The sequence below is a fragment of the Collinsella aerofaciens genome, from assembly GCF_001404695.1.
GTDB lineage: Bacteria > Actinomycetota > Coriobacteriia > Coriobacteriales > Coriobacteriaceae > Collinsella > Collinsella aerofaciens_E.
Genome location: NZ_CZAQ01000035.1, coordinates 1 through 22,362, shown reverse-complemented (window position 1 = coordinate 22,362; position 22,362 = coordinate 1). Strand labels below are relative to the sequence as shown.

Below are 22,362 nucleotides of genomic sequence, written 5' to 3'. Positions count from 1 at the left end.
CGGGGGCAGGGACGTTCGGCCGTGCGCGGGCGCCCGGTCGGCGGCCCGTTCTGGGCGCGCCTCAATCGTAGCCCGAGACGGTCCCGGGCTGACAATTTCGACTGTAATGGACGTTCCTTAACGGCTAGTCGTTTAAGAGCGTCCCCAACGGCTAACAAAGAGACTGTCGCTTTGTCACATTCTAGAGCGTTTGAAGCAGGGCGATGAGGAAGCGAACACCCTGGAGGTAGGCGCGGCGGGTGATGCGCTCGTTGGTGCCGTGGACGCCGCGGTTGCACTCGTCATCGTCGACCACAAACGCCGAAAAACGAATGCATTCGGAGCAAATGTGCTGGTAGTTGGCAGCGTCGGTCGCGCCGATCACGGTCGAGGGGACAATCGCCAACGGCTCGGATGATCCGTTTTCCTCCGTCCCCTTTGGATCGCGGAAATAACGGGCGGCGATGGAGCGAACCGCCTCGAGGCCGGGACCACCGATGCGCGGGGACGGCGAGGGCTCGGAGCTGCCGGGGCCCAGCTCCACTTCGACACGACCGGCAAGGTCCGCCCCGGCAACCGCCTCACGGCAGCGCGCCACAACGTCGGCCACGCTCGTGCCCTCGAGCATGCGGAAGTTAATGTTGGCCCACATATCCTGTGGCATCACGTTAGCGCCAGCGCTGCCGCCCTCGATCTGCGTGGGCGCGCAGGTAGTGGTCACGAGCGGGTAGAGTTTTTTGCTGGCGAGGCACTCGCACACGATGGTGTCCTTGTTGGAGGCAATCTCGTCGGCCGAGTAGAGCCCCAGCTCGACAAGCTGTGCGGCAAGCAGATCGGTCACACGCGTCGGCCACTCGATATCGCAGATTGCGGCGATAGCGCGGCTCAGTACCTCGAGCGATGTGCCGCCGTAGGGGTTGGACGAATGCCCGCCCTCGCTCTTCGTCTTGAGCACAATATCGGCGTAGCCCTTCTCGGCAAGGTCGGCATGCATAAGCCAGCCCTCGCCCGCGCCGTACTCGGCAGCCGAAACGATACGGTAGTCACCCTCGTCGATCAGGTATTCAAGTTCAATACCGCGCTCCTCGAGCACGCGACCGATCGCCCCCGCGCCGTACTGCGTGGTTTCCTCGTCCTGGCCAAAAGCCAGCAGCAGCGAACGCTTGTGCTCCCAACCGTGCGCCAACGCATACTCAACCGCCTCGAGAATACCTGCGACCTGGTCTTTCATGTCGATAGCGCCGCGCCCCCAAATGTAGGTGTCGTCCACCTGTCCGCTAAAGGGAGCATGCGTCCAGTCGGCCTCGGTGCCCGGCACCACGGGGACCACGTCCATGTGGCCCATGAGCATGACGGGTTTGAGGGCGGGGTCGGAACCGTCAAGCGTCACCAACAGCGAATGGTCGACAAGCTCGACCTCGCCCGCCGCGAACACGCGCGGCCAGGCCTGCTGCATATAGGCGCGCAGGTCGTCGAAGGGCTGCCAGTCCACCGCCTCGGCATCCATGCTCGAAATGGTCGGAAACGACAGCACGCGGCCCAAGCGCTCGCACGCGCCGACCTCGTCTATATCGGCAAAATCGTCCTCATGCGCAAAGAAGCGCCAAACCTCGGCCATGACATCCTTTCGATTGTGACGACAAAGGCCGCCCCACGGGAGCGGCCCTGCAACGTAAGCGTTTGCGGTCGGTTATTTGTCCTCGAGATAGCGAGAGAGGAACTCACGAGTGCGCTGGTGTTTGGGGTTGCCGAAGAGCTCGGCCGGCGCGGCATCCTCGAGCACCACGCCCTTGTCCATAAAGACCACGCGGTCGGACACCGTGCGGGCAAAGGCCATCTCGTGCGTGACGACGACCATGGTCATGCCGTCGGCGGCGAGCTTGCGCATGACCTCGAGCACCTCGCCCACGATCTCGGGGTCGAGCGCGGAGGTCGGCTCGTCGAACAACATGATCTGCGGATTCATGCACAGGGCGCGGGCGATGGCCACGCGCTGCTTTTGGCCGCCGGACAGACGACCCACGGCGGCGTGCGCGAACTTTTCGAGCCCCACGCTCGTCAGATGCTCCATCGCGACCTTCTCGGCCTCGGCCTTGCTCATCTTTTTGAGCGTGACGGGCGCGAGCGTGCAGTTGTCGAGCACGTCCATATTGTTGAACAGGTTGAAGCCCTGGAACACCATGCCGATGTCCTCGCGCAGCTTATTGATATTGCAGCGCTCGGCCGTGAGGTCCTGGCCGTGGAACCAGATATGGCCGGCATCCGGAGTCTCGAGCAGGTTAAGGCAGCGCAGAAACGTCGACTTGCCCGAGCCCGAGGCGCCGATAATGGTGACGACCTCGCCGGGATTGACGGACAAGTCGATACCCTTGAGTACCTCGAGTGAGCCAAAGCTCTTGCGCAGGCCCTCGACGCAGATAAGCGGCTCTTGGTTTTGCACGGCTGCTGCAGTGCCGGTAATGGCGGTATCTGCCATGATGATTCTCCTCGTCTTAAGCCTAGTTAGAGCTGGGCAGCGTGGCAGGAGCCTCGGCGCCGAGCTTTTTGCCAAAGGCCTCGAGCAGGCGGCTCGCCACGAGCGTCAGGATCAGGTAGACCACGAGCGCCACGCAGTAGACCTCCATCTGGCGGTAGTACACGCCGGCGACCGTGGTAGTAGCGTACATGAGGTCGAACACGCCGATGACCGAGAGCACCGACGAATCCTTGATGTTGATGATGAGCTCGTTGGTGAGCGCCGGGATCGCGTTTTTAATACCCTGGGGGAACACGACCTTGCGCATAGCCTGCCACTGCGACAGGCCCAGCGAGCGCGCTGCCTCGGCCTGGCCGGGATCGATGGACTCGATGCCGCCGCGCAGGACCTCCATCATGTAGGCGGTGGAGTTGAGCGAGATGGTGACGAGGCCGGCGGTGAAGGTACTCCAGATCTGGTTGGCCTGGGCGGTCTCGAAGCCCATGCCGCGCAGAACGGTAAAGCCCGCGTAATAGATGAGCAGGCCCTGGACCATCATGGGCGTGCCGCGCACGACGGTGGAATAGACGGTCGCAAAGCCTCGGCCAATGCTCTTAAAGAAGCGCACCAGGTCGTTGTCGACGCGATCGAAGGTCTGGGTGCGCAAGAACACAAAGAGCAGCGCCAAGAAGAAGGCGATGACGGTGCCGAAGGTGGCAAGCGCGATGGTGATCTCGATACCGCGGATAAAGAAGTCGCCGCTCTTGTAGGTCATGTAGACCAAGCTCGACAGAAAGTCGCTGGGATTGGAGTCCGAGACAATGCTCACCTGCACCAGGTCGACAAACGACATGACGCAGCGGTCGATAAAGAAGATCGCCGCGATGGCAACCACGACATAGCTGCCCAGGCGCGCGCCGCGACGGCAACGCTCGGATGCGAACGGCGACGTTTCGCGATAGTCGTTCCAGTGCATAAGCTTGGTGACGAGCGCTGCCACCGATACGACGATCCAGGCCCACAGAATCGCCCAGAGACAATCCTGGAACACGCCCGTGGGCGCCAAGAAGCTCAGCGGCGTTGGGTTGCGCTGGCTAAACGCCAGACCGAGCGCCGCGATAGCGCTCGTGCCCAGATACACATAACGGTGGTCGGCCTTGATAAAGGAGGCCAGACGATTGATAGCTTTCATGCTGCCTCCCTATGCCGGCTGACGGTCGAGGCACGCGTCCCACATCTGGTCGCGCTCCTCCTGGCTGATGCCCTTGAGCGTCTTATCGATAAGTTTGAGCAGCTTGTCCGAGCCCTTGCGGCAGCCGACGTTTGTCGTAACCTCCTGCTTAAAGCCCTCGCCCTCCGCAAAGCGAATGGGCACGATGCCCGGGTTTTGGGCCATATAGCCCTTCTCGTTTTCGGTGTTGTAGGTCACGGCGTCACAAGTGCCCTGCAGCAGGTTCGAGAACACCGTGGGTACCGAATCGACCGGATTTTTGTGGACGACGCCCGGAATCTCGTCGATGACGGTGTCGAGCATCGTGTCCTTTTGGCCGAGCACCGTGGCGCCGCTAAAGTCGCTGAGCTTGGTCGCGTTTTGGTAGGGCGAGCCCTCTTTTACGAACAGGCCAAAATAGCCGATAAAATACGGCTTGGAAAAGCCGACGGACTCCTCGCGCTCGGGCGTGGCGCTCATGCCGGCGATGATGAGGTCGATCTGGCCGTTGTTAAGCGAATCGATAAGGCCCGAGAAGCTCTGCTTGACGGCAACAGGCTCGCCGCCGAGGGCTTTGCAGACGATCTTGGCGATCTGCACGTCGTAGCCGTCGGCATAGGCGCCCTGCACGTTGTCGATGGGAATGGTGAACTCGCTGGCCTCGGAAACCTGCCAGTTGTACGGGGCGTAGGCCGCCTCCATGCCAATGCGGATCTTATCCTTGCCGATAACGGAATCGGACAGGTCATCGCGACCGCCGCCCGTCGTGGGCTGGACCACCTTGAGTGTGGACGGACGCTGGCAGCCGGCAAGCGCGCCGGCGACAACGGTTGCGCTCGCAGCGAGAGCGCTACCCAAGAAGATGCGACGACTGCATACCGGCTGGGCCTGCATGTCGCGCTGTTGTCGAGATTGCATCTGGTGCCTTCCCAATTTCGTTTTGCTGACAATAAGACAGGATATACGCCCGCAACCAGCAGCGCGGCATGTGCGCGAAAAATTAATAGACACACGAGGACGATTGGCGCAAAGCAACCTGTCCCCCCCATGCACCACTTGGCATGAAAAAGGCAAGGCATAGACCTTTTGGTCATGCCTTGCCCTTTGAATGACAAATTGTCGCTCTGGGCGGCGCGCAGCGTCGACCGGTCCGCCGTTCGTCAGAACGGCGGAACCTCTAGAGCAAGGTGACGCTAAAGCTGCGGACGTCCGTCTCGCCCGGCGCCAGCGTGATGGTGTTGACCTTGTGCTCAAAGACATCGTCCTCGGTGTCCATGGTGGTATGACCGGTCCAGGGCTCGAGCGCCACAAACGGGGCGTCGTTGGCGGCAGACCACACGCCGATGTACTTAAAGCCCTCAAAGTCGATCTTGACGCCATGGCCCGACTTGCGACCGCGCAGCGTGAGCGTGGAGCCCGGGGTATCGGTGAACATGATGGCGTCGTTATCGAAGCTGCGGTGCGTGATGGGCAGCACGTCCGAGTTATCGGGAGCCTTGTAGCTACCCTCGAACGTCATAAGACCGTCGGGCGTGATGATGGGGGCCTCGTTAGTCCAAGCCTCGGTAAACGCCAGCTCGTAATCCTCGAACGTCTCGTCCTCGGCACCGGGGACGGGCACGTTAAACGCAGGGTGGCCGCCCACCGAGAACGGCAGGCCCACGTCGCCGGTGTTGGTGACCGCAAAGGTCTGCGTGAGCGTGGCGTCGCCGGTCAGGGCATAGGTCATGTTGAGCTTAAAGTGGAACGGGAACGCCTTGAGCGACTCGGGCGTGTCAGTGATCTCGTAGGTGACGGACGAGCCGTCCTCGGAGACCTCGACCAACTTGTGCTCGACGATGCGAGCGAGTCCGTGGCGCGGCATCTCGCAGGTGCCGGCCGCAGATGTCGCCATGTTGTTGCGCAGCGATCCCACGATGGGGAACAGGATAGGCGCATGCTTGCCCCAAAAGGCCGGGTCGCCCTGCCACAGATACTCGTTGCCGTTGAGGGCAAGGCTCGTGAGCTGGGCGCCCATGGAATCGATGGCCGCGATGAGGCCGCCGCGCTTGATGGTAGTGACGGTGGACATGCTACTTCCTCCAATAGTAAACAACGGTGTCGAGGGCTATTGTCCCACTCTTGGCGGCGGGGTTGAGCGACAGGTGCAGTTATTGAGCAATAGCGTAAAGGTCAAACCCGCCCTGCGGCGTGCTATCGACCGTATCGGGCGCCTGTGAATTAAAACTCACCGGAACCATGCGCTTTGAGGCACGGTAACGCGTGCCGTCGGTGGCGACGGGCGGCTCATCGACCGTGAGCTCGTAGTCGCCGGGCTTGAGTTCGATGCCGTCACCTTCGGAATTGACGTATTGGTACTCGTCGATCGCTTGCCCCTTGAGCGTGCGACCCACGATATGGACGAGCATCTGGCTGTCGCCGCGCGCGGTGTCCCACGTCGCGCCGTCCTTGACCTCGACCGATACATGCACCGAGCGCGTGCGGCTGAGCGATTGTTCGACGGACATCTCGACCTTGGCGGCGTCTTTGCGCTGTTGTTCAACATGGCTCCAGACGTTTCCAATTACCGAGCATGCGATAACGCCGGCCATAAAGGCGATAAGGATGGGGCCAAGCGGAGAGCGACGGCCCGCGTCCTCCTCGCGAGCCAGGTCGGGGCGACGTGTGGGCGCGGGTGCTTGGGCACCCTGCGAGGGCACGTCGAGAATGCTGAAGGATGCCGTACTGCCGGGGTCGATGTTATGGCGCGGCTGCGGGATCTTGGCCGGCGAGATGGACATGTCCGCCGGCTCACCGAGTGTGGCCGTGGCATCGGCCTTAGCTTCATCGGCCTCGGCTTGGGCCCAAGCCTGCTCAAAGGTCAGGGGCTCGGCGGCATCGGAGGCGGCGTCAGGCTCGACAGCAGCATCGTTGCCGGCCTCGTCCTCGTCGCTCGACACGTCACGCGGCGCGGGCTCGTCCCACTCCTCGTCCGGAGCCTCGCCCTCGCTATACCACCATTCAAAGTTATCGATATCCATACGGGGCGCCCCTTAAGCCTCGCAAATAAACACTTGCCAGCCTTATACCCCCAGATGGCACGGGAGCTCGCCGGCACAGACAGGAAAAGCGTCACAACATTCGACGCTTTTCCTCGTTTTCGAGATTTTCATCAAATGTTGTGACGGTTTGGGCAGCAGCCATGCCGCGAATGTGACAAAGGGACTGTCCCTTTGTCACATCTGGAGGGTAACGGGGATTTGGATGCAGCAAAAGTCCTCTTGGTGGGACTCGTCGTAGCTCGTGGTATCGAGGTAGCAAAAGTCGAAAGCGTTGCCAACGGGCTGGAGCGCGTGCTCGTCCATGCAGGCAACGATGGCGCGGATGCCCTCGGGCTCGTACGGCATACCCCAGCGGCTCATGCACAGGTATGTGCCCTCGGGCAGCACTTCGATGCCGATCTCTGCCAGCTCGGCGGGATCGCTCGGCAGCAGTTCCTCGACACCGCGCGGCAGCACGGCAAAGGAGCCCGCGCCGGCGATAGGGTCGTCGGAATGCAGCGCCTCACGACGCAGCATGGCACCCCAGCCGCGCATAGGGCGCGTGCCCGTCAACGCACGCATGCGCAGGATGGCCCGCATGAGCGTGGGGTGAAGCATCGAGCGGCCGCGCTCGATATCGCCTGGAAACTCCTCAAAGACCACGAAGCGGCGCTCGAACTGCTTGAGCTCCGGCTTGCCCTCGCGCTCGCGCCAGTAAACTGCCTCGTCGTAAAAGCTCAGACGCTCCTGCACGCTCGCACGCTCGGCTTTGAGCCCGGCAATCTGCTCGTCGAGCGCCTGCACCCGCGAGCGCAGGTGGTCGGTCATCTCGCTAATGTCGAACGTCGAGGCTAGGCGGTCGATCTCATCGAGTTCGAGCCCTAGGTCGCGCAGCATGCAGATCAGACGCATGAGCGGGATCTGCGTGGGCGAATAGAAACGGTAGCCTTTTTCGTTAACCACGGCGGGCTTAAACAGGCCGGTCTTGTCGTAGTAGATGAGCGTTTGGCGCGAAACGTTAAACAAACTCGCCATCTCGCTAATCGCATACATGCCCGTCTGCATAGGTCCTCCCGACACATCCTTTTTGCGCACAAAGCCCGCCGCCCACAGGGGCAGCGGGCTCAAACACTACTCGTATCCTACCCTAAAGACGCCTATGACCAGCGCTTATAGTTTGCGCATGACACGCCGACGGCCTCGAGCGCCTTGGCGGCGATGTGGTGCACCGCGTCATCGAGCGTGGCGGGGCCGTTGTAAAACGTGAGCATGGGCGGCATGAGCATGACGCCCGGTACGCGCGCAAGGCGCGCCATGTTGTCGACATGAATGGCGCTGAAGGGCGTCTCGCGCACCATGAGCACCAGGCGGCGCTGCTCTTTCATCTGCACGTCGGCCGCACGCAGCAACAGATTGTCGCTGTAGCCGCTCGCGATGCCGGCGAGCGTCTTCATGGAGCACGGGGCCACGATCATGCCGTCGACCGGATAGGTGCCGCTTGCGATGGCGGCGCCGATGTTCTTGTTGTCGTAGACCACATCGGCATGCGTGGCAAACTCGTCGAGCGTCATGCCGAGCTCCTGCTCGATGGTGATCTCTCCCCCGCGCGTGACGACAAGCGCCGACTCGGCACCTGCCTGGCGCAGGCATTTGAGGCACTCAAGACCCAGCGCGGCACCGCTGGCGCCAGACACGCCAACGACAATGCGACGGGGACGGACAGAAGACTCAGGCATGACGGCTCCTTAACTACTTGGTAGGGCTACTTACTAGAAAGCAATCTCCTTGGCCCACTTGTCTGTGTCGATCTCCATGAACTGCGAGCGAATGAAATTCTTCTTGAGGTCGAACGGAACCGTGCAGTCGAAGATGGCCTTGCAGGCGATGCCATGCTCGCGGATCGTGGGGTCGAACGCGGGATCGTTGGACGGGTCGAGCACGTGGCAGTGGCAGCCGGGGATGGTGATGAGGTCGACGTCGGCCTGGAAGCGCGTGGTCATGGCCCACATCACGTCGCTCATATCGAAGATATCGACATCCTCGTCAACAAGGATGACGTGCTTGAGCTCGGAGAATGCCGAGAAGGCGAGCATGGCGGCGTTGCGCTGACGGCCCTCGTCATTTTTGCTCGACTTCTTGAATTGCATGATGGCAACGAACTTGCCGCCGCCGCAGGGGGCAGCGTGAACATTGAGCAGGCGGCCCGGGATGGCGGTCTCGACCATCTTGTAGATGGAAGCCTCGGTAGGGATGCCCGCCATGGAAACGTGCTCGTGCGAAGGACCGATACAGCTCTCCATGATGGGATTGACGCGCGTGGTGACGGCGGTGATCTTGATCACCGGGCAGACCTTGGCGCCACCGGTGTAGCCGGGGAACTCGGGCATGGCGTAGCCGTGGCCGTTGACGTCCTCGTTGATGGTCTCGTCGTGCATGAGGTAGCCCTCGAGCACGTACTCGGCATTGGCGATGCACTTCTGCGGAACGGTGACGCAGTCGGCAAGCTCGACGGCGTGGCCGCGCAGGGCACCGGCGATCTGCAGCTCGTTGAAGCCAAGCGGCGTGGTAGGAGCCTCGAAGCCGCAGCACATGTACACGGCGGGGTCCAGGCCGATGGAGATGGAGATGGGCATGTCCTCGCCGCGCTGGCAGCACTCGTCAAAGAACGCGCCCAGGTGACGGCTGCCCGGGGTAATCCACATGGCGAGCTTGTCCTTGTCGACGCAGGAGAAGCGGTGGATGGTCACGTCGGACTGGGAGCCGTCGGGGCTCGTACCATAGGCGAGACCCATGGTGATGTAGGGGCCGCCGTCGACGGGCGTGTTGGTGGGGGCGGGAACGATCTTGCGCAGGTCAAAGCCCTCGTCGGTCGCCTTGTACACGACCTCCTGGCAGTCGACGTGCGCGCCCTCGGCGATCTGCTCGGGCGCGATCAGGTTCTCGAAGCGCTTGCCGATCTCGAGGCCCAGGTGCTCCTCGTCCAGGTCGAGCAGGGCGGCAACGCGCTTGCGGCTGGCAAGCATGCCGATGCAGACCTTGGCATCGTCAAAGCCCTTGACGTTGTTGAAGACCATCGCCGGACCCTCTTTGGTCGGACGCATAACGGTGCCGCCGGCACCGACGTGGCGATAGACACCCGAGACCTCGGCGTCCGGATCGACCTGGGTGTCGGTCTCGAGCAGCTGGCCCGGCATCTCGCGCAAAAAGTCGAGTGCAGAACGCAGGTCGTGGATCTGGGAAGCATCGGTGGTGGACATGGGAGTGCTCCTTTCGGGAGAGTGCCCGGCGACGGCATGCCGCCGGGCTGGGTAACGTAGCGGGGCCGCGGCGCTCATGGATGGAGCGCCCGGCCACTCGCGGCTCAAGCGTTCGGCTGCTTACAGCCCAAGCGCTCGACCGCTTACATCAGGCCAAAGAGGTGGAACCAGGCGGCCTCGACCAGTACGACGATAAAGACGACCGCGGTGAGGGGAATGCCCATGCGCATGGCCTCTTTGGAGGTGTAGCCGCCGGCGTCCTTGCCCTCGCCGATAAGGATCGGCAGGTTATGGAACGGCAGAATGAAGTGGATGTTGATGGACGTGAAGACGATGAGTGCCACGGCGAGCGGGCTCACGCTGGAGCCAGCCGCGAAGCTGATGAACGCCGGCACGCACACGCCGAGCACGGCCATGACCGAGCCCATGAACATGTGGATGATCATGGAGAGCGCGGCGACAAGCAGGGCGAACAGGAAGATGTTCTCGGGCACGGAGCTGGGAAGCACGACATCGGCGATCCAGGCGTTCATGCCGGTGGCACCGCCCACAGAGCCCACGGCCATGGCGGCCGTCAGGAACATGAGAGACTTGATGTCGACAGCGTTCCAGCTGGCGGGAGTGAGGACCTCACCGATGATGGGCATGGCGAGCGCGACGCCGATGGCAAGTGTCACCCAGCCGATGTAATCGCCCGAGACGGTGAGCCACAGCGCGATGGCGATGACAAGCCACACGATGGTGCGGATCTCCTTGACGGAGAGCTTGCCGAGCGCAGCCTGCTTGGCCACGATCTGCTCGCGATCGTAGACGAGTTCCTTGCTGGGCTTAAAGAGGAAGAGACCCAGGAACAGGGTGCACAGCAGCGCGACCAGCATAGGCACGCTCATGTACAGGAACCAGTCGACAAAGGACGGGCTCATGCCGCCGGCCTCGGCGCTGTACTGCGCAACGAGCGGGTTGAGCGTGGAGTCGCCCGTCAGGAAGAACATGGAGCCCGGGGCGGCAGCGGCAAACACGAGGAAGCCGAGCTTGCCGCGGTCGTCGTCACCGTAGCCGGCGGACTCGGCGATTACCGAGACGACGGCGAGGATGAGAAAGGCACGGGGGAACGGATGCGGGATCAGCAGCGACAGCACAAAGGTGAGCGCGAAAATCGAGATGATGAGCGACTTGGCATCGCGCACGAACTTGAGCATGAACGCATAGGCGATGCGCTCGCCCAGGCCCGACTCCTTGACCGCGCTGGCGATGAGGTAGGCGCCGATGACGAGCCACATGGTGGCCTTAGTCCACGAGCTAAACGTGGAGGCGACCGTCGCCGAGATGCTCGCGGCGCCCGTGTCGTCCACGCACACCTTAAACAGGACGAGCAGCGCGCAGTAGAGCAGGCCCACAAAGCCCGGCTGTGCCACGCCACATGCCCAGAACACCACCGTGGCGAGCGTCAGTGCCAGACAGGTCTGACCGCCGACCGTGAGCTCGACCGTCGAGCTCAGCTCCGCCAAAGGAAGAAACTTCACCAGCAAAAAGACAACGATACCCAGCACAAAGCCAATTTCACGCTTGGTGATCTTAAACGCCTTCTTTTCCGCTTCCATCTCCCCACCTTTCTTGTTGGGGGCGCTCCGGATTCGCAGCCACGTTGCCACTTAAAAAGGGGCGCCCGTTATCGGACACCCCTTACGTTGCGCTGTGTTGCGGCAATACAGTCAAGCGGGATTTTTGGATGAGAAGCGATCCCCTGGACAAAAACCGTCACAACATTCGACGCTTTTCCTCGATTTCGAGATTTTCATCGAATGCTGTGACGGTTTGGATATGGCAAAGGAACTGTCTTTTTTCACATAGCGAGGGCTGCGCGGATGGAGGGGACCTCCAGAGCCTCGCGGAGCCAGGGGGCCAGCTGCTCAGGGTGACCCTGCAGGTAGCCTTTGAGCTCGGACGGGGCCACGCGGCGCACTTCCGAGATCTCCTCTTGGTTGATATGCAGCTCGCCCGGCTCAACATGAACAAGGTAGACCTCGCACCATTCGCACTCGCAGCGACCGTCGCCGTGGTCCTCGCGGTAGGTCACGTGACCGAGGTGCTTGAGCTGGTCGGATGCGCGCGTGATGCCGAGCTCTTCGTTGATGCGACGCGCCGTCGCGACGGCGACGTCTTCCCCAGGGAGCGGATGCCCGGCGCAGCCGTCGGCCAGCACGCCGCCCCACAGGCGCTTGAGCGGGCTGCGGCGGCAGAGCAGCAGGCGCGCGTCTTCGCCCTGTCCCTCGACCAGAAGCGTCAGAAATGCCTGATGCAGGATGCCCTCACCGGCATGGGCCTCGATGCGATCGACGGGGCCGAGCGCCTCGCCGGTCGCGGCATCGACCGCCACGACCTCGGCACCCGCGCCGCCCTCATCCCAGCCGGCGCGCAGAATGCGGGCGGCAGCTTCCTCGAGCGCGGCGATGAGCTCCTTGGTGGTATCGAGCACGCGCTGCAGGTCATCCGTGCTCGCCTGCTCGACATGAAAACCTGTGCTTGCAACTACCGGCACACTAAAGCGCGTGGCCAGCGCCGCCGCGATATCGTGCGCCGGGATCTCGTCTCGATGGCACGGAACGGCCAGGATGCTCACCGTCGCCGTACGGCCGGGCTCGGGACGCGGAATGGCCTGTGCCGTGGCGCCCAGGTGCGCAAATTCCGGCGAGCAGGCGTAGACCGCCATGCCTCGCGGTGTCACCGTCAGCTGGGCCTCGAGCGCAAACTTGCCCTCGCCCACTGCAACCTTTGTCGTGTGCATACCCATGGGATCTCCTGTCGCCCGCGATGTACCTGAGACCATCTTCGCCTGTATTGCGACTATACAGGCAAGCGCAGCCTGCGACAAAGGGGGCAGGCACCTGACACATTCTGTTAGAGTTGCAGGGATTGAATCCCGCTTATTCATGCGACATTGGAGTGACAACCTTGACCGCCGCAACCACGCCTAAAAGTAAGTCAACCGCCGCCGCGCTCTCCCCCGCGCGCACCAAGCTCTGCCTGGCGCTGCTCGTGCTGCTGGGCTTCTCGCTCGGCTGCTCGGAGTTCGTGGTCATCGGCATCGAAAGTGACTTGGCGACGGAACTCGGCATATCGCTTGCCACTGCGGGCCAGCTCATCAGCGTGTTTGCGCTTGTCTACGCTATCGCGACGCCGGTGCTCGCGCTCAGCACGGGGCGTTTTCGCCGATACCAGCTGCTCGTGTGCTATAGCATCGTCTTTGTGCTCGGCAACCTGGTCATGGCACTGGCGCCCAACTTCCAGGTGCTCTTTATCTCGCGCATCATCCTGGGTTCCGTCTCGGGCGCACTGCTCGCCGTGGGCGTGACGTACATCCCCGAGCTGCTGTCCCCGCAGCAAACTTCGCTTGCCATCTCGGTGGTATATGGTGCGTTTTCCGTGGCAATGGTCTTTGTGACCTCGATTGGCAAGTTTGTGGCCGACACGCTCGATTGGCACGTGGCCATGTACGGCACGCTGGCCTTTGCCGTTTTGATCTGCGGAGCGCTCGTGATGTTTATGCCGCGCGCTGGGCAAACCGACGAGCCTGCCACCTTTCGCGAGCAGGCGGGTCTGCTACGCGAGCCGAGCATCATCACCGGCATGCTCATCTTCTTGTTTGGTGTGGGCTCGGTCTATGTATTCTACGGCTACGTGACGCCCTATCTGGAGCAGGTGCTGGGTATGGGCACTGTCCAGGCGAGCACCACGCTTATGGCCTATGGCGTGTTCTGCCTGATCTCGAACATCCTGGGCGGATGGATCGATGCGCGCTTTGGCATGAAGGCGCTGCTTGTGACGTTTGTGCTGCAGGCTGCGGCGTTACTCGGGCTGTTCGCTGTGGGCGGCACTATGCCACTCGCGCTGGCCTTTGTCTTTAGCTTGGCGCTGCTCATGTACCTGTTCTCGGTGTCGTGCATCACACACTTTATGGACGTGGCGCGCAGCCGCCATCCCAAGTCGATGGTACTCGCAAGTTCGGTTGAGCCCATGGCGTTTAACGTCGGTATCTCGTTTGGCACCGCAGTGGGCGGCGCCGTGGTAAGCAGCATTGGCATTGCGTACGTGGGCGCAGTGGGCGCCGCGTTCTCGCTTGTGGCCTGGATGCTCACGCTGGTGACGATCAAGTTGGCTCGCTGGGAGCGCAGGCGGGCGAGGGCATAGGCGTAGATGCGATACTCGAGCTCGATGATGGCGATCGAAAGGAAACCGCATATGCAACGTGTACTGTTTATCTGTCATGGAAATATCTGCCGCTCGACGATGGCTGAATCGGTGTTTACCGAGCTGGTGCACCGCGCCGGGCGCGCGGGCGAGTTTGTCATTGATTCCGCCGCGACCTCGACCGAGGAGATCGGCAACCCGCCACATCACGGTACCGTTGCCAAGCTACGCGAGGTCGGGATTCCCGTCGTTGCGCACCGTGCCCGCCAGGTGCGTCGCACAGAGTATGGCAACTGGGATCACATTGTTTATATGGATGCTGAGAACGCGCGTGGCCTGCGTCGCATCTTTGGCAACGACCCCGACGGCAAAATTACGCGCTTGCTCGATTGGACCGAGCGCCCCGGCGACGTGGCCGATCCCTGGTACACCGGTAACTTCGATGCCACCTACCGCGACGTGCTCGACGGTTGCACTGCCATGCTCGAGCAGATGTAGGTTCGCGGGCGCACAAACCGCGCGAACCGCGTCATCGGTATACATCGAGCGTGGATTTTCTCTCGTATACAGATCGAGCGTGGAAAACCTCCCACTTTGAGCGTTCAAGTGCGCTCTAAACGGGAGAAAATCCACGCCCATTTTCTCGGGCAGTGGAACTCGATACGACCAAGAGACTGCCCCTTTGTCACATTCGGGACTGGCCCTAGACCGGCTTGACCTCCAGCTTTATCCCCTCGGCACGGGAGTCGCCCAAAACATCCGAAAGGACCCAGGTCGCATATAGCGGCAAATAAAGAACAGCTCCGTTGCGCTCAACGTTGCCTCTCGAGAAAACAATCCCGAGCCTTACGCCATATTCGGCCGTATCAAGCACATGACCGAGCGCAGCGTGCGCGTGGTAATAGGAGCCCGATTTAACCTCGATCGGGACAGCCGTCCCATCCGGTCCGTCGACCACAAAGTCCACTTCGCCGCGCTTTTTTGTCTGATAGTAGTAAAGCTGGCGATTTTGGGCAGCCAGCTGCTGAGCCACCACGTTTTCGTAAATGCCGCCCAGATTGGGCTCCTTGCTATCAAGATACGCCGCCTGGGCGACTCCAACGGGGTAGCGCGCCATCAACATGCCCGTATCCGATTGATATAGCTTGAACTGCGATGGTCGCGCCGTCTTGAGCAGGGGCGATTTTGGCTCGGTTACGATATCGGCCTTGAGAGCAACGCCGGCATCGACAAGCCAGACAAAATCTCGCTGGTACTTGTCGTAATGCGCCTTGGGGTCAATGGAATTGAGCACGAAGCGTTTGTTTTCGCCCTCGAGCATAATAGGGAGCTGATCGTAAATGCTCTGCACCTGAAGGGCTCGCCCGCTTGCATACTTGGAGATATCCCGCCGGTACTGTTCGTTGAGCTCTGACTGTAGCTGACGAACAGAGGCAAGGTCGCCCTGCGTGTCAAGGAAACGCTGCACGACCTCCGGCATTCCGCCGACAACGGTATAGGTCCTGAAGTTTGCCATCATCGCGTCGTGAATGTAATCAGGAATGGGCTTCTCGCTGATACACGCGTCGCGTATCGTTTGGCGAGCTCCCTCGCTCACCCCGATCGCCCAGCAAAACTCCTCAAAATCGAGCGGGAACATCCTAAGCTCGTGAACATATCCCACGGGATAGGACCTAACGCCCTTGAACTGGGTCCCGAGCATTGACCCCGAAAACGCCCAGCGACACCTCCCGTCCTCAACAAGGAACTTTGCCATCGTCATGATGTCGGGGGCCTCTTGGACCTCATCGATAAACACGAGCGTTTTGCCTGGCACCATCGGCTTTCCCGAAAGAAGCGTCACCCTGCTGATGAAATCATCGGCATCTCGCGCCTCGAGAAGAGCATCTTTTGCCTGGCGGTTTTCCATGAGGTTGAGCTCGATGTAGGTTGCATGGCTGGCTTTGCCAAATGCGCGAATCGAATAGCTTTTGCCGATCTGGCGAGAACCCGTAATGAATAAGGCCTTTTGCTCGGCAGACTTCAGCCAACGCTCCAGCTCTGCCGCTATTTTCCTACGCAGCATAGGCTCTCCCCTCAGTGTCATCAAATGAAATGCAAAGTTTATATGCTTGATTATCGATGAAATGCAGAGTTTTTAGAACCTAATATCGGATGAAATGCAGAGATTTAGGATTATAGGCAAAAAAGAAGGGGCACCATCGGCGGATGCGACAAAGGGACCGCCCCTTTGTCGCATCCGGCTATTCGTCGACGATCTCGGCAAGCCAAACGTTCAGCGTATCGACCTCGGGGCAGCAGAACTTTGCCGTGCCAGGCTCGTTGCCGGGCACGGTTCCGCCATAGCGCAGGATATCGATATAGGGAAAGCCCACGTGGCAGGCCATGGAGCACATCTTGCCGCGATCTCGGTCGAAGTCAAAGACGTCGCCCGGCTTGTGACCATGGTGGCAGCGGCACGCACCCAGCTGGTCCACGCAGCTCACGCGAATACGCGGACGCTTGCCACGCGGAGCGCCGAGCGGCTTGTTCTCGCCCGCAGGCTTGATGCCATTCTCGCCAGCGTTACTCATGGTCAATCACATCCAGGCAGGCCTCGATGGGAAGGCCGGCCGACTTGTCCTCTTGGTCGGCATTGCGCTCGATAAGCTCAGCCACCACACGCATGGCATCGGCCGTGGCGCGCCGAAGCGTCCAGCCGCTCATCACGCGACCCATCAACACAGCCGAGAACGTATCGCCCGTACCGGGGAAATACACCGGAATGAGCTCAAAGGGAATCGTAAAGTACTCCCCCGCTACACGGTCGTAACCGATAACCGCGTTCGTGCCATTGACTACGGCGCTCGTAATGACCACCGACTTGGCACCCAGCTCGCGCACGGCGTCCACAAGGGCGCGGGCCTCATCGGGCGTAATTTGCTCTGCAATAGGTGTATCGGTGAGCAGACAGGCCTCGGTGTAGTTGGGAACCGCGTAATCGGCGCACTCCAGCAGGTGCCGCATAAGGCCAATCGTGGACTCGGGCACGCCCGCATAGAGCTTGCCGTTGTCGCCCATGATGGGGTCGACGAACACCTTGGTACCCTTTTGCGCACGGCGGTGGCAAAAGTCCGAGATGATGCGTGTCTCTTCCTCGGTCACGATAAAGCCGGTCGAGATGGCGTCGAACTCAAAGCCGAGCTCCTCCCAGATAGCGAGGCTTTGGCGCACGTACTCGGTGGTGTCGTGGATGTAGAACTTGGGATAGTTGAGCGTGTCGGAAACGAGCGCCGTCGGCAGGTTATGGATACGGTAGCCCATGTGCGACAGCACCGGCAGCATGGCGGAAAGCGCGACCTTGCCGTAGCCGCACATATCGTTAATCAGCAGCAGCTGAGTATTCTTCATGAGTGTCCCCCTTGGGTCGGGCGCGGCGCGCAGCGCCACAGTGCGACTAAGTGTAGCGCAGGGGACGTTGCGAGCGGAGGCGAGCGGCGCGAAGGGCAAATTGTTGCGGAAAGGTTACGGGAAGGATAGTCATTGGGGACGTTCTTAAATGACTAGTCGACACAAGGAGTGTCCCCAAGTGCCGGCACTTAAGGAACGTCCCCAAGTGCCAAAACGACTAGTCGGGCAACGCCGATGTTTTGGCGAAGTCAGCGAAAACCCGCCAGAGCGAGCAAGGTGCCTTGAAACAAGGCGGCATTGACCTTCTGGTCATGCCGCCGAAGTTGAAAGGCAGATTGCCGCTCTGGCGGGTTTGCAGCGTCGAGCCGTTACGCGGTTTGGTAAAACCGCGTAACGGCTAGTTTGGTACCTTGACATTCATTTCTCATGCTCCTAGATTGGTTAGGCACAAAACAATTCCACTACCTAACTAAAGAAAGGAGCAACACTAATTCATGTGCGATGAACCTCTTAACCTTTGTTCGCACGAGCCCGGCGGCGACCCGTTACAGCCGGCGGATGTACCCGAAGCGGTCAGCGCCGAAGACAAGCTTGCCAAGCGCATCCTCAATAATCTGGGCTTTTGCGGCCATTACATGCATTTTCATGGCGGAGGCGTGTCCGGCAAGGCGCCCATTATCTGCCTGCTGGCCAAGCAGCCCGGCGGCGAGATGTCGCAGCAGGAACTCGGCATGCACTTTGACCTCAAGCCGGGATCGCTTTCCGAGATCCTGTCCAAGCTCGAGCTCAACGGCCTCATCGAGCGCAGCCGTAACCCCAAGGATCGACGGCAGCTCACCATTCGCCTGACCGAAACCGGCCGGGAAAACGCCCGCATCGACCAGGCGGCCCGCATCCGCTTTAGAGAACGGGCCTTTAGCGCGCTCACCCACGACGAGCGCGAGGACCTCGCCGAAATGCTCGATAAAATCCGCGTAACCTGGGAGGAACTGGATGATTAAAACCCTCATGGGAAGCATCCGCGACTATATGAAAGTCACCGTTGCCACGCCGTTGCTCGTGCTTGGCGAGGTGCTCTGCGAGATGCTGATTCCATTTATCACCGCCAACCTGATCGACGCCATCAAAGACGGCGCCACCGTAGCCGAGATGCTTCCCACCGCAGGCTTTTTGGTGCTCATCGCGCTGACGTCGCTTGCTTTTGGCGCCGCGGCCGGCGTCACCTGCAGCCATGCGAGCTGCGGGTTCGCCAAGAACCTGCGTCACGACCTGTTCTACAAGATCCAGACGTTCAGCTTTGCCAACATCGATGAGTTCTCGAGCTCCTCGCTCGTCACGCGCCTGACCACCGATATCAACAACGTGCAGCAGGCCTTTATGATGATCATCCGTATCGCCGTGCGCGCGCCGCTGGTATTGATCTTCGCCTTTACCATGGCGTTTATCATGGGCGGCAGCGTCGCCATGGTCTACCTGGTCATCATTCCGCTGCTGGGCTTTGGACTGTTCTTTATCATCTTTAAGGTGCGCCCCATCTTCTCGCGCGTGTTCCACAAGTACGATGCCCTTAACGAGTCCGTCGAGGAAAACGTCACCGGCATGCGCGTGGTCAAGAGCTATGTGCGCGAAGACTTTGAGAAGGAGAAGTTCGCGACCGCCGCGCGCGACGTCCAGATGGACTTCACCCGCGCCGAGAAGCTGCTCGCCTTTAACAACCCCATGATGAACATCTGCGTCAACGGCGCGTTTGTCGTCATCATCTATCTGGGCTCCAAGCTCATCATCACGAGCCAGGGCACGCTATTCGACGTGGGCCAGCTCTCCTCGACCTTTACCTATGGTTTCCAGATTCTCATGAGCCTGATGCAGCTGTCGATGATCTTTGTCATGGTGACCATGGCCGACGAATCGGCACACCGCATTGCCGAGGTGCTGGCCGCCGAGCCCACGATCGCCGATCCTGCCGAGCCCGTGCTCGAGGTTGCCGACGGTTCCATCGACTTTGACCACGTGAGCTTTAAGTATTCCAAGCATGCGAAGCGCCAGGCGCTCGATGACATCGACCTGCACATTAAGAGCGGCGAGACCATCGGCATCATCGGCGGCACCGGCTCGGCCAAGTCCACGCTCGTCAACCTCATCGCCCGCCTGTACGACGCCACCGAAGGCACCGTGCGCGTGGGCGGCATGGACGTGCGCGACTACGACCTGGACACGCTGCGTCACCAGGTCGCCATGGTGCTGCAGAAAAACGTGCTGTTTAGCGGCACCATCGCCGAGAACCTGCGTTGGGGCGACCCGAACGCCACCGACGAGGAAGTCCGCGAGGCAGCGCATCTGGCCTGCGCCGACGAATTTGTCGACGGTTTCCCCAAGGGCTACGACACCTGGATCGAACAGGGCGGCTCTAATGTTTCGGGCGGTCAGAAGCAGCGCCTGTGCATTGCACGCGCCCTGTTGCGTCGCCCCAAGATCTTGATCCTGGACGACTCCACCAGCGCCGTCGACACCAAGACTGACGCCAAGATTCGCGCAGGCCTGGCAAGCTATCTGCCCAACACGACCAAGCTCATCATCGCCCAGCGCATCAGCTCCGTGCAGGACGCAGACCGCATCATTGTCATGGAGGGCGGCCGCATCGCACAGATCGGCAACCATGACGAGCTGCTTAAGACAAGCGAGATCTACCGCGAGACCTTTACCTCGCAAAACAAGATGTCTGCCGAAGGTACGCAAGACGCCGACGACGTCTCTGGCGACGCGAACACGGCGGCAGACAACACCGACATGACCGCAACACAAGCTCAGACCCAGGAAGGAGGCGAGGCACATGAGTAAGGCAACGACCGCCGAGCGCGCGCTCAACCGCAAGGGCGGCACCATGTCGCGCCTCATCAAGACGCTCTTTGGCTTCTATCCCGTGCTTTTGCCCCTTGTCGTCGCCGGCGTGGTGCTTTGCGCCATCATCAACTCCATCGGCGCGACCTTCCTGCAGAGCGCCCTGCAGATTATTAGCGAATCGTGGCAGTCGGGCGATTGGGAAGCCGCACAGCCCAAGATTCTGCAGCTCGTGACCACCCTCGCCTGCATCTACGGCGTCGGCGTCCTGTCCTCGCTCTTCTGGAACCGCGCCATGGCTATCGTCACGCAGGGCTCGCTCGAGAAGCTGCGCGAGATGATGTTCAACCGCATGCAGGACCTGCCGATCCGCTACTTCGACACGCACCAGCGCGGCGATATCATGAGCCACTACACCAACGACATCGACACGCTGCGTCAGATGATCAGCCAGTCGCTGCCCAACCTGCTCATGACGATCATCATCATCGTCACGGTATTCTTTATCATGCTGTACTACAGCGTGTGGATGTGCCTGGTCATCATCGCCGGCGTCGCTTTTATGACCTTTATGACCAAGCTGCTCGGCTCCAACTCCGCGCGCTTCTTCATTGCACAGCAGACCGAGCTCGGCGTGGTCGAGGGCCATATCGAGGAAGTCATGAACGGTCAGAAGGTCGTCAAGGCATTCTGCCACGAGTCTGCCGCCGAAGCCGATTTTGACGAGCGCAACGAAAAGCTCTTCGAGGTCTCGCAGAAGGCCAACATGTACGCCAACATCCTCATGCCCATCCTTATGAACCTGGGCAACCTGCTCTATGTGCTGGTGGCCCTTGCCGGCGGCATTTTCCTGGCGCTGGGCGTGCCCAACCTGAGTATCTCGGGCATGGCGCTGTCCATCGCCGTCGTGGTGCCGTTCCTCAACATGACCAAGCAGTTCTGCGGACAGATCGGCCAGATCTCGCAGCAGATCAACGCCGTGGTCATGGGCCTCGCCGGCGCCGACCGCATCTTTGAGCTCATCGACGAGGAGCCCGAGGCCGACGAGGGCTACGTGACGCTTGTCAACGCGCAGGTCAACCCCGACACCTGGCAGCTCGAGGAGGCCGACCACCACACCGGCATGTGGGCGTGGAAGCATCCGCACCGCGCGACCGGCGAGATCGAATATGTGCCGCTGCGTGGCGATCTGGTCATGGACAACGTGGACTTTGGCTACACGCCCGACCACGAGGTGCTGCACGGCGTGTCCGTGTTTGCCAAGCCGGGCCAGAAGGTGGCCTTTGTCGGCGCCACCGGTGCCGGTAAGACGACCATCACCAACCTCATCAACCGCTTCTACGACATTGCCGACGGCAAGATCCGCTACGACGGCATCAACGTCAACAAGATCCGCAAGGCCGATCTGCGCCGAAGCCTAGGCGTGGTGCTGCAGGACGTGAACCTGTTCACCGGCACCGTGATGGATAACATCCGCTACGGCAACCTGGACGCCACCGACGAGGAGTGCATCGCGGCGGCAAAGCTCGCGGGCGCGGACGACTTTATCACCCGCCTGCCCGACGGCTACGACACCATGCTTACCGGCAACGGTGCCCAGCTGTCGCAAGGCCAGCGCCAGCTGATTTCGATCGCGCGCGCCGCCGTGGCCGATCCGCCGGCGATGATCCTGGACGAGGCCACGAGCTCCATCGACACCCGCACCGAGGCCATCGTGCAGGAGGGCATGGACAAGCTCATGGAGGGCCGCACGACGTTTGTCATCGCGCACCGTCTCTCCACCGTGCGCAACTCCGACGCGATCATCTGTCTGGACCACGGCCGCATCATCGAGCGCGGCAACCATGACGAGCTGATTGCCAAGCGCGGGTATTACTACCAGCTGTATACGGGTGCGTTTGAGCTCGAGTAGGCTTGGCCACTGACGGAGGGTTCCCCGGGGCGGCGGGGTAATTCCTCCGTGCTCAAACATTCTCGCTGCGCTGCGAAACTGCGCGCGGAGGAAATACCCCGCCGCCCCGGGGA

19 protein-coding genes are annotated in these 22,362 nt (G+C 61.1%); 5 read left to right on the top strand and 14 right to left on the bottom strand.

Annotation, left to right across the window (positions count from 1 at the left end; genetic code table 11):
* Nucleotides 1-181 precede the first annotated feature (181 nt).
* The 11 genes from AQ996_RS08315 to AQ996_RS08265 all read right to left on the bottom strand — a co-directional run bounded on the left by AQ996_RS08315 (nucleotide 182) and on the right by AQ996_RS08265 (nucleotide 12,706).
* A complete protein-coding gene (locus AQ996_RS08315; RefSeq protein WP_055252430.1) occupies nucleotides 182-1,597 on the bottom strand; it encodes a M20/M25/M40 family metallo-hydrolase in 1,416 nt (471 codons plus the stop codon).
* A gap of 72 nt (nucleotides 1,598-1,669) precedes the next feature.
* A complete protein-coding gene (locus AQ996_RS08310; protein WP_055252429.1) occupies nucleotides 1,670-2,455 on the bottom strand; it encodes an amino acid ABC transporter ATP-binding protein in 786 nt (261 codons plus the stop codon).
* Nucleotides 2,456-2,477: 22 nt separating this feature from the next.
* The gene (locus tag AQ996_RS08305) at nucleotides 2,478-3,626 is read right to left on the bottom strand and encodes an amino acid ABC transporter permease (protein WP_117757471.1); all 1,149 of its coding nucleotides are present in this window, start codon (nucleotides 3,624-3,626) and stop codon (nucleotides 2,478-2,480) included.
* Between the two features lie 9 nt (nucleotides 3,627-3,635).
* Nucleotides 3,636-4,562: a transporter substrate-binding domain-containing protein gene (locus tag AQ996_RS08300; protein WP_055252428.1), complete on the bottom strand. Its 927-nt coding sequence runs from the start codon at nucleotides 4,560-4,562 to the stop codon at nucleotides 3,636-3,638.
* 259 nt (nucleotides 4,563-4,821) lie between these two features.
* Nucleotides 4,822-5,715 carry an aldose 1-epimerase family protein gene (locus AQ996_RS08295; RefSeq protein ID WP_055252427.1) on the bottom strand — a complete coding sequence of 298 codons (894 nt, stop codon included), beginning with the start codon at nucleotides 5,713-5,715 and terminating at the stop codon, nucleotides 4,822-4,824.
* A 79-nt stretch (nucleotides 5,716-5,794) separates the two neighbouring features.
* Nucleotides 5,795-6,664, bottom strand: coding sequence for a hypothetical protein (locus tag AQ996_RS08290; protein ID WP_055252426.1), 870 nt, complete (start codon nucleotides 6,662-6,664; stop codon nucleotides 5,795-5,797).
* A gap of 195 nt (nucleotides 6,665-6,859) precedes the next feature.
* Nucleotides 6,860-7,729: a MerR family transcriptional regulator gene (locus AQ996_RS08285; protein WP_055252425.1), complete on the bottom strand. Its 870-nt coding sequence runs from the start codon at nucleotides 7,727-7,729 to the stop codon at nucleotides 6,860-6,862.
* A 92-nt stretch (nucleotides 7,730-7,821) separates the two neighbouring features.
* Nucleotides 7,822-8,400, bottom strand: a complete 579-nt coding sequence (locus tag AQ996_RS08280) for a UbiX family flavin prenyltransferase (RefSeq protein ID WP_055252424.1) — start codon at nucleotides 8,398-8,400, stop codon at nucleotides 7,822-7,824.
* A gap of 33 nt (nucleotides 8,401-8,433) precedes the next feature.
* A complete protein-coding gene (locus tag AQ996_RS08275) occupies nucleotides 8,434-9,921 on the bottom strand; it encodes a UbiD family decarboxylase (RefSeq protein WP_055252423.1) in 1,488 nt (495 codons plus the stop codon).
* A gap of 143 nt (nucleotides 9,922-10,064) precedes the next feature.
* The gene (locus AQ996_RS08270; RefSeq protein WP_070097157.1) at nucleotides 10,065-11,522 is read right to left on the bottom strand and encodes an SLC13 family permease; all 1,458 of its coding nucleotides are present in this window, start codon (nucleotides 11,520-11,522) and stop codon (nucleotides 10,065-10,067) included.
* A gap of 242 nt (nucleotides 11,523-11,764) precedes the next feature.
* Nucleotides 11,765-12,706 carry an isopentenyl-diphosphate Delta-isomerase gene (locus AQ996_RS08265; RefSeq protein ID WP_148315918.1) on the bottom strand — a complete coding sequence of 314 codons (942 nt, stop codon included), beginning with the start codon at nucleotides 12,704-12,706 and terminating at the stop codon, nucleotides 11,765-11,767.
* Nucleotides 12,707-12,864: 158 nt separating this feature from the next.
* On the opposite strand from AQ996_RS08265, the gene AQ996_RS08260 reads away from it, so the two are divergent.
* On the top strand, nucleotides 12,865-14,109 hold the full coding sequence (locus AQ996_RS08260; protein WP_253274629.1) for an MFS transporter: 1,245 nt from the start codon (nucleotides 12,865-12,867) through the stop codon (nucleotides 14,107-14,109).
* 51 nt (nucleotides 14,110-14,160) lie between these two features.
* Nucleotides 14,161-14,607: a low molecular weight protein-tyrosine-phosphatase gene (locus AQ996_RS08255; RefSeq protein ID WP_055252421.1), complete on the top strand. Its 447-nt coding sequence runs from the start codon at nucleotides 14,161-14,163 to the stop codon at nucleotides 14,605-14,607.
* Nucleotides 14,608-14,812: 205 nt separating this feature from the next.
* Here the strand turns inward: AQ996_RS08255 and AQ996_RS08250 are convergent, their stop codons facing one another.
* The 3 genes from AQ996_RS08250 to AQ996_RS08240 form a co-directional block, all read right to left on the bottom strand.
* Nucleotides 14,813-16,174 carry an ATP-binding protein gene (locus AQ996_RS08250; protein ID WP_055252420.1) on the bottom strand — a complete coding sequence of 454 codons (1,362 nt, stop codon included), beginning with the start codon at nucleotides 16,172-16,174 and terminating at the stop codon, nucleotides 14,813-14,815.
* A 178-nt stretch (nucleotides 16,175-16,352) separates the two neighbouring features.
* Nucleotides 16,353-16,682 carry a TIGR04076 family protein gene (locus AQ996_RS08245; RefSeq protein ID WP_216595005.1) on the bottom strand — a complete coding sequence of 110 codons (330 nt, stop codon included), beginning with the start codon at nucleotides 16,680-16,682 and terminating at the stop codon, nucleotides 16,353-16,355.
* Nucleotides 16,675-17,499 (bottom strand): PfkB family carbohydrate kinase, encoded by an 825-nt coding sequence (locus AQ996_RS08240; protein ID WP_055252419.1) that lies wholly within the window; start codon nucleotides 17,497-17,499, stop codon nucleotides 16,675-16,677. The genes AQ996_RS08245 and AQ996_RS08240 overlap by 8 nt, the downstream gene beginning before the upstream one ends.
* A gap of 494 nt (nucleotides 17,500-17,993) precedes the next feature.
* On the opposite strand from AQ996_RS08240, the gene AQ996_RS08235 reads away from it, so the two are divergent.
* The 3 genes from AQ996_RS08235 to AQ996_RS08225 are packed head-to-tail and all read left to right on the top strand — an operon-like array spanning nucleotide 17,994 to nucleotide 22,249.
* A complete protein-coding gene (locus tag AQ996_RS08235) occupies nucleotides 17,994-18,500 on the top strand; it encodes a MarR family winged helix-turn-helix transcriptional regulator (RefSeq protein WP_055252418.1) in 507 nt (168 codons plus the stop codon).
* Nucleotides 18,493-20,337 (top strand): ABC transporter ATP-binding protein, encoded by a 1,845-nt coding sequence (locus AQ996_RS08230; protein ID WP_055252417.1) that lies wholly within the window; start codon nucleotides 18,493-18,495, stop codon nucleotides 20,335-20,337. The genes AQ996_RS08235 and AQ996_RS08230 overlap by 8 nt, the downstream gene beginning before the upstream one ends.
* Complete coding sequence (locus tag AQ996_RS08225) at nucleotides 20,330-22,249, top strand: ABC transporter ATP-binding protein (protein WP_055252416.1); 1,920 nt, start codon at nucleotides 20,330-20,332, stop codon at nucleotides 22,247-22,249. The genes AQ996_RS08230 and AQ996_RS08225 overlap by 8 nt, the downstream gene beginning before the upstream one ends.
* Nucleotides 22,250-22,362 lie beyond the last annotated feature (113 nt).